This window comes from Pseudomonas sp., from assembly GCF_030147005.1.
Classification (GTDB): domain Bacteria; phylum Pseudomonadota; class Gammaproteobacteria; order Pseudomonadales; family Pseudomonadaceae; genus Aquipseudomonas.
The window spans coordinates 1-7,010 of the sequence record NZ_JASLAW010000183.1 but is presented as its reverse complement, the minus strand read 5'-3'; the positions used below and the strand labels follow the sequence as shown (position 1 = coordinate 7,010).

At 58.9% G+C, this 7,010-nt stretch carries 8 protein-coding genes and 1 tRNA gene; 6 read left to right on the top strand and 3 right to left on the bottom strand.

Annotated elements, in window-relative coordinates; all coding sequences use genetic code 11:
• Positions 1-362: 362 nt before the first annotated feature.
• Both Q1V60_RS17245 and Q1V60_RS17240 read right to left on the bottom strand, forming a co-directional pair.
• Positions 363-878: a GNAT family N-acetyltransferase gene (locus tag Q1V60_RS17245; protein WP_300632737.1), complete on the bottom strand. Its 516-nt coding sequence runs from the start codon at positions 876-878 to the stop codon at positions 363-365.
• 62 nt (positions 879-940) lie between these two features.
• Complete coding sequence (locus Q1V60_RS17240) at positions 941-1,213, bottom strand: GNAT family N-acetyltransferase (RefSeq protein ID WP_300632736.1); 273 nt, start codon at positions 1,211-1,213, stop codon at positions 941-943.
• A gap of 14 nt (positions 1,214-1,227) precedes the next feature.
• On the opposite strand from Q1V60_RS17240, the gene Q1V60_RS24965 reads away from it, so the two are divergent.
• On the top strand, positions 1,228-1,320 hold the full coding sequence (locus Q1V60_RS24965) for a hypothetical protein (RefSeq protein WP_363321066.1): 93 nt from the start codon (positions 1,228-1,230) through the stop codon (positions 1,318-1,320).
• A gap of 166 nt (positions 1,321-1,486) precedes the next feature.
• Here the strand turns inward: Q1V60_RS24965 and Q1V60_RS17235 are convergent.
• Positions 1,487-1,571, bottom strand: a tRNA-Leu gene (locus tag Q1V60_RS17235).
• Between the two features lie 108 nt (positions 1,572-1,679).
• Between Q1V60_RS17235 and queA the strand changes: the two genes are divergently transcribed.
• From queA to secF, 5 genes are all read left to right on the top strand, one after another.
• Positions 1,680-2,729 carry a tRNA preQ1(34) S-adenosylmethionine ribosyltransferase-isomerase QueA gene (gene queA, locus Q1V60_RS17230; protein ID WP_300632733.1) on the top strand — a complete coding sequence of 350 codons (1,050 nt, stop codon included), beginning with the start codon at positions 1,680-1,682 and terminating at the stop codon, positions 2,727-2,729.
• 5 nt (positions 2,730-2,734) lie between these two features.
• Positions 2,735-3,850: a tRNA guanosine(34) transglycosylase Tgt gene (gene tgt, locus Q1V60_RS17225; protein WP_162279259.1), complete on the top strand. Its 1,116-nt coding sequence runs from the start codon at positions 2,735-2,737 to the stop codon at positions 3,848-3,850.
• Positions 3,851-3,894: 44 nt separating this feature from the next.
• Complete coding sequence (gene yajC, locus Q1V60_RS17220; protein WP_003175975.1) at positions 3,895-4,233, top strand: preprotein translocase subunit YajC; 339 nt, start codon at positions 3,895-3,897, stop codon at positions 4,231-4,233.
• A 62-nt stretch (positions 4,234-4,295) separates the two neighbouring features.
• The gene (gene secD / locus Q1V60_RS17215) at positions 4,296-6,164 is read left to right on the top strand and encodes a protein translocase subunit SecD (RefSeq protein ID WP_300632731.1); all 1,869 of its coding nucleotides are present in this window, start codon (positions 4,296-4,298) and stop codon (positions 6,162-6,164) included.
• A gap of 9 nt (positions 6,165-6,173) precedes the next feature.
• A partial coding sequence (gene secF / locus Q1V60_RS17210; RefSeq protein WP_300632729.1) for a protein translocase subunit SecF occupies positions 6,174-7,010 on the top strand: 837 nt, incomplete at its 3' end.

Genomic DNA, 7,010 nt, shown 5'->3' with positions numbered 1-7,010 from the left:
CTTCGCACTGGAAACACACTTGAACGAGATCAGTGGCGAAATCCACCGTTTTCTAGACCGGAATGTGCTGCAGCAAAAATAAGCCCCGTCACACGTCTGCAATGGCGGGCCGTGCGCTCGCTGTTGCTGCTCCTCTCTACTCACTCGTTAGCGTGTTGAATGTTACGTGGCTGAATAGCGCCTAGCTTCGTGGAAACATCCGGCTGACTCCTTTTGGCCGACCGCCGCCGGTAACGACTGGCGCCTATCGGCTGTGGATTCAACCGGTCATCGCCACCCAGTTAGCTGTCACATTCCGTGCAAATGACTGGTCAAGTCGAATTCAAATGGGGGGTCAAGTCCATGCAATTACGCAAGCAGGGTTAAATCGTCGGTATTTGGTACACAACCGAGTCGTATTTTTCCGATGTCCGCCTCTCGATGATGACTCCGCCCAAAGCTTGGGCGATACGTCGACTCGCATAGTTTTGCGTCGCAACGGGGTAGATGAAGCGCTTTGCTGCCACCCGCTGGCTGGCCCACTGAACGACCGCCTGCACCGCTTCACCACCAAAGCCCAGCCCGTGTTTATCTTCACGGATCCAGATACCCAACTCCGGTGTTTCACTGCAGGTATGATGCAGTCCGGCCAAGCCAGCAAAACGAGCATTTACCAGCTCCCTGATCGTGAACACCATGTCGCTGCCATCCGCTATCGCAGGCAACCACTGCCTCCAGACTTGCGCGTACTCCTCTAGAGAGGCAGGCGGTTCCCAGGACATGTAGCGAGTCAGAGACGGTGTGAGACAAGGGAAGGACTCAACAGCGTCCTGCTCGCAGAATGGCTCAATGCTAAGGCGTTGCGAGAGAATGCGGATTGGGTGGGTGTCCACTGGCATTGCAATCTCCTTCCTAAAGGCCGTTACTCCATTTATCCCGTGTAAATACCATGCCGGTCGCTTCACGCGTGTCGCTTATACGTCAAGTAATCATGTGCACCGGTACCGGTGCATACAAATCCCGCCTTCTTGTACACCCTCTTCGCGGGATTATCAGGTCGCACTCTCAATCGCAACTGCGTGAATCCGTGCTGTACCGCGTCCAGGGCATAGGCCTCCAAGAGCGCCAGTTCCATCCCGGTACGCCAATGTTCTGGCATTACATGGATAGTGCAAAGTTCTGCGTAATTCTGCTCAGGCATCCGGAGCGAGTAACCCGCGAAGGCATTTCCCATGGGCATCACATTATTTGGGAGAGATGGCGAAGGCGGTGGTGGATGATTTGGCGAAGGGGATGCCGCCGAATGGGGCCACTGAGGAGGGTGGAGGGCGCGCTGTGTAAGGCGTTGGTTTGAGGGTGTTGGGGCCGGCATCTTCGCAGGCAAGCCAGCTCCCCCATTTGGGCTGTGTTTCAGGCTTGTAGTGGGCAGTGTGCGATGAATCAGCTGATCGTCCACTTTTCTACAGGCGAAAAAAAAGACCTTGAAATTCAAGGTCTTTTTTTAAGATGGTGCCCCGAGGGAGAATCGAACTCCCACTTCTTTCGAAAACGGATTTTGAATCCGCCGCGTCTACCAATTCCGCCATCAGGGCTCAATGGCGGCGAAGTATAGAGATGAGATTACCGTTGGTCAATCACGTTTCATGGTCAATTTTCACTATTTCCGCTAGACTTCCCGGCCCTGCTAGACGAACCCCATCATGCGCGTTGCTGACTTTACTTTTGAGCTCCCTGATTCGCTGATCGCTCGCCACCCTTTGGCCGAGCGTCGCGCCAGTCGACTGCTGACCCTGGACGGGCCGAGCGGTGCCCTCGCACACCGTCAATTCACTGATTTGCTTGAGCATTTGCGCCCGGGCGATTTGATGGTGTTCAACAATACCCGGGTGATTCCGGCGCGGCTGTTTGGCCAGAAGGCTTCCGGCGGCAAGCTGGAAATTCTGGTGGAGCGTGTGCTGGACAGCCATCGTGTGCTGGCCCATGTGCGCTCCAGCAAGTCGCCGAAACCGGGGTCGAGCATTTTGATCGATGGCGGTGGCGAGGCCGAGATGGTCGCGCGCCTTGACGCGTTGTTCGAGCTCAAGTTCGCCGAAGAGGTCTTGCCGCTGCTGGAGCGCGTCGGCCATATGCCGTTGCCTCCTTATATAGACCGCCCCGACGAAGACTCGGACCGCGAGCGCTATCAGACGGTGTACTCCCAGCGCCTCGGTGCTGTTGCCGCGCCGACGGCGGGGCTGCATTTTGACCAGCCGCTGCTGGACGCAATCGCCGCCAAGGGCGTCGAAACCGCCTATGTGACTCTGCACGTGGGGGCCGGGACGTTTCAGCCGGTGCGTGTGGAGAACATCGAAGACCACCATATGCACAGCGAATGGCTGGAAGTCAGCCAGGAAGTGGTGGACGCGGTTAACGCGTGCAAGGCGCGCGGCGGGCGGGTGGTGGCGGTGGGCACCACCAGCGTGCGTTCGCTGGAGAGCGCGGCGCGCGATGGCGTGCTCAAGCCGTTCAGTGGAGACACCGATATCTTTATTTTCCCGGGCCGGCCGTTCCATGTGGTCGATTGCCTGGTCACCAACTTTCATCTGCCGGAATCCACGCTGTTGATGCTGGTGTCGGCCTTTGCCGGTTACCCGGAAACCATGGCCGCTTATCAAGCCGCCATCGCCAACGAGTACCGCTTTTTCAGCTACGGTGATGCGATGTTTATCACCCGCAACCCGGCGCCGCGCGGCCCTGAGGACAACTTATGAGTCGTATGTCGTTTGAATTATTGGCCACCGACGGTAAAGCCCGTCGTGGTCGCGTGACCTTCCCGCGCGGCACCGTCGAGACCCCCGCGTTCATGCCGGTGGGTACCTACGGCACCGTCAAGGGCATGCTGCCGCGTGACATCGTTGCCACCGGCGCCGAGATCATCCTCGGCAACACCTTCCACCTGTGGCTGCGCCCGGGCACGGAAGTGATCAAGAAGCATGGCGACCTGCATGACTTCATGAAATGGCAAGGCCCGATCCTCACCGACTCCGGTGGTTTCCAGGTGTTCAGCCTGGGCGCCATGCGCAAGATCAAGGAGGAGGGCGTGACCTTCGCCTCGCCGGTGGACGGTTCCAAGGTATTCATGGGCCCGGAAGAGTCGATGCAGGTGCAGCGCGACCTGGGCTCCGACATCGTGATGATCTTTGACGAGTGCACGCCGTACCCGGCTGACGAAGACGTCGCGCGCATCTCCATGGAGTTGTCGCTGCGTTGGGCCCAGCGCTCGAAGAATGCCCACGGCGACAACACCGCGGCACTGTTCGGCATCGTCCAGGGCGGCATGCACGAAAGCCTGCGCAAGCGCTCGCTGGAAGGCCTCGACAAGATCGGTTTCGACGGCCTGGCCATCGGCGGTTTGTCGGTGGGCGAGCCCAAGCACGAGATGATCAAGGTGCTCGATTACCTGCCGGGCCTGATGCCCGCAGACAAACCTCGTTACCTTATGGGCGTTGGCAAACCGGAAGATCTCGTAGAGGGTGTGCGCCGCGGTGTGGACATGTTCGATTGCGTGATGCCAACCCGTAATGCCCGCAATGGGCATCTGTTCATTGATACCGGCGTGCTGAAGATCCGTAACGCGTTCCATCGCCATGATGATTCGCCGCTCGATCCTACCTGTGACTGCTACACCTGCCAGAACTTCTCCCGTGCTTATCTGCACCATCTGGACAAGTGCGGCGAAATGCTGGGTAGCATGTTGAATACCATCCACAATTTGCGTCACTACCAAGTCCTGATGGCTGGTTTGCGCGAGGCTATTCAACAGGGTACATTGGCCGCCTTCGTCGATGCCTTCTATGCCAAGCGCGGGCTCCCTGTGCCGCCCTTGGACTGAGTTTTCCCGACCCTAAGATTCACTATTTGCAACTGGAGTGCTAAATGAGCTTTTTTATCTCTAACGCCATGGCTGACGCCGCTGCGCCTGCTGCTGCCGGCCCGATGGGCGGTGGTTTCGAGTGGATTTTCCTGGTCGGCTTCCTGGTGATCTTCTACCTGATGATCTGGCGTCCACAGGCCAAGCGCGCCAAAGAGCAGAAAAACCTGCTGGGCAGCCTGCAGAAAGGCGACGAAGTTGTGACCACCGGTGGTATCGCCGGCAAGATCACCAAGGTGTCCGATGCTTTCGTGGTTCTGGAAGTTTCCGACACTGTAGAAATGAAGTTCCAGAAGGGCGCCATCGCCGCCACGCTGCCAAAAGGCACGCTCAAAGCGATCTAAGTAACAACCTTTACCAATCGACGGGGCGCGCAAGGCGCCCCGCGTTATAAGCGGGCGGCGTGATGCTGAACAAATACCCTCTGTGGAAATACGTACTGATCCTGGCGGTGCTGGCGATCGGTTTTATTTATTCCGCTCCCAATCTCTATCCTGATGACCCTGCGATTCAGATCTCTGGCGCCAGCACTTCGCTGCAGGTCAATCAGGCTGATCTGGAACGCGCGAGCAAAGCGCTGACTGACGCGGGCATCCAGGTTAAAGCGGCAACCTTGGCAGCTGGTTCCAAAGGCGGCTTGTTGCGCCTGACCAAGCAAGAAGACCAATTGCCGGCCAAGGATGTCGTACGCAAGGTCATGGGTGACGACTATGTTGTCGCGCTGAACCTGGCACAAACCACCCCAGCCTGGCTGCGCAGCATTGGCGCGCACCCGATGAAGCTGGGTCTGGACTTGTCCGGTGGTGTGCACTTCCTGCTGGAAGTCGACATGGACAAAGCCCTCGACGCACGCCTGAAAGTGTATGAAGGCGACGTGAAGAGCCTGCTGCGCAAAGAGAAGTTGCGTTATCGCAGCCTGCCGCAGCTCAACGGCGCGATTCAGCTGGGTTTTGCTGACGAAGCTTCCCGCGAACAGGCCCGTGCGCTGATCCGCAAGAACTTCAACGATTTCGACATCGTACCGGCCGACCTCAACGGTCAGGCTGTGTTGCGTCTGGCGATGAGCCCGGCCAAGATCGCGGAAATCCGCGAATACTCCATCAAGCAGAACTTGACCACGGTGCGTAACCGCGTCAACGAGCTGGGTGTGGCCGAGCCGATCGTGCAGCGCCAGGGCGCCAACCGCATCGTGGTTGAACTGCCGGGCGTGCAGGACACCGCCGAAGCCAAGCGTATCCTGGGCAAAACCGCCAACCTGGAGTTCCGCCTCGCGGCTGAGCCGGGTGCTACCCGTGCCACTTCCGAAGAGTTCGAGTTCCGCGAAGGCAACCGTCCTCCAGCGCTGATCGAGCGTGGCTTGATCATCACCGGCGACCAGGTGACCGATGCCAAGGCCGGTTTCGGCGAGCACGGTACCCCTGAAGTGAACATCCGCCTGGATGGCCACGGCGGCGAACTGATGAGCCGCGCCACGCGCAGCAACGTCGGTCGCAGCATGGCGGTGATCTTCATCGAGCAACGCCCTGTTACCACCTACACCAAGCAGATGGTCAACGGCGTCGAGAAAGACGTGCCGGTACAGACCTTCAAGGAAGAGAAAAAGATCATCAGCCTGGCGACCATTCAGTCGCCGCTGGGTGCGCAATTCCGTATCACCGGCCTGAACGGCCAGGGCGAATCTTCGGAACTGGCCCTGCTGCTGCGTGCCGGTGGCCTGGCTGCCCCGATGTACTTTGCTGAAGAGCGGACCATCGGCCCGAGCCTGGGTGCCGACAACATCACCAAGGGTGTCGATGCGGCGCTGTGGGGCATGCTGTTTGTCTCGCTGTTCATCATCGCCATCTATCGCTTCTTCGGCGTCATCGCCACCGTGGCCCTGGCGGGCAACATGGTGATGCTGCTGGCGCTGATGTCGCTGCTGGGCGCTACGCTGACTCTGCCGGGTATCGCCGGTATCGTGCTCACGATGGGTATGGCGGTAGACGCCAACGTGCTGATCTTCTCGCGGATTCGTGAAGAGATCGCGGCGGGCATGACCGTGCAGCGTGCAATCAACGAAGGCTTCGGCCGGGCATTCACCGCGATTCTCGATTCCAACCTGACCACTTTGCTGGTCGGCGGGATTCTCTTTGCCATGGGCACCGGCCCCGTCAAAGGTTTTGCGGTGACCATGTCCCTCGGTATCTTTACCTCGATGTTCACGGCCATCATGGTGACCCGCGCAATGGTCAACCTGATCTTTGGCGGGCGTGACTTCAAGAAGTTGTGGATTTAAGGGGCTGCCATGTTACGTACAATCAACTTCATGGGCGTTCGCAACATTGCGTTCGGCGTCACCGTGCTCCTTACCGTTCTGGCGTTGTTCAGCTGGTTCCATAAGGGCCTGAACTACGGCCTGGACTTCACCGGCGGTACGCTCATCGAGCTGACCTACGAGAAGCCGGCCGACGTTACCCTGGTGCGCAGCGAGCTGGTCAAGGCCGGTTATCACGAAGCCGTGGTGCAAAGTTTCGGCGCGACTACCGACCTGCTGGTGCGTATGCCCGGCGAAGACCCGCAATTGGGTCACCAGGTAGCCGAGGCCTTGCAGAAGGTCGGCGGCGATAACCCAGCGTCGGTCAAGCGTGTCGAGTTCGTCGGCCCGCAAGTGGGTGAAGAGCTGCGCGACCAGGGCGGCCTCGGCATGCTGATGGCGCTGGTCGGCATCATGATCTACCTGGCCTTCCGTTTTCAGTGGAAGTTCGGGGTCGGCGCCATTGTGTCGCTGATCCACGACGTGATCGTGACCGTGGGTATCCTCTCGTACTTCCAGATCACCTTCGATCTGACAGTGCTGGCGGCAGTGCTGGCGATCATCGGTTACTCGCTGAACGACACCATCGTGGTCTTCGACCGGGTGCGTGAGAACTTCCGCGTGCTGCGCAAGGCGACGCTGATCGAGAACATCAACATCTCGACCACTCAGACCCTGCTGCGTACCATGGCGACCTCGATCTCCACTCTGCTGGCGATCGCGGCGCTGCTGTTCTTCGGTGGCGACAACCTGTTCGGCTTCTCCATCGCACTGTTCATCGGTGTACTGGCGGGTACTTATTCGTCGATCTACATCGCCAACGTGGTG

Excerpts from the sequence above, each read along its gene's own strand:
- Q1V60_RS17245 (WP_300632737.1), bottom strand. The coding sequence starts at position 878 with ATGCCAGTGGACACCCACCCAATCCGCATTCTCTCGCAACGCCTTAGC.
- Q1V60_RS17240 (WP_300632736.1), bottom strand. The coding sequence starts at position 1,213 with ATGGGAAATGCCTTCGCGGGTTACTCGCTCCGGATGCCTGAGCAGAAT.
- queA (WP_300632733.1), top strand. The coding sequence starts at position 1,680 with ATGCGCGTTGCTGACTTTACTTTTGAGCTCCCTGATTCGCTGATCGCT.
- tgt (WP_162279259.1), top strand. The coding sequence starts at position 2,735 with ATGTCGTTTGAATTATTGGCCACCGACGGTAAAGCCCGTCGTGGTCGC.
- yajC (WP_003175975.1), top strand. The coding sequence starts at position 3,895 with ATGAGCTTTTTTATCTCTAACGCCATGGCTGACGCCGCTGCGCCTGCT.
- secD (WP_300632731.1), top strand. The coding sequence starts at position 4,296 with ATGCTGAACAAATACCCTCTGTGGAAATACGTACTGATCCTGGCGGTG.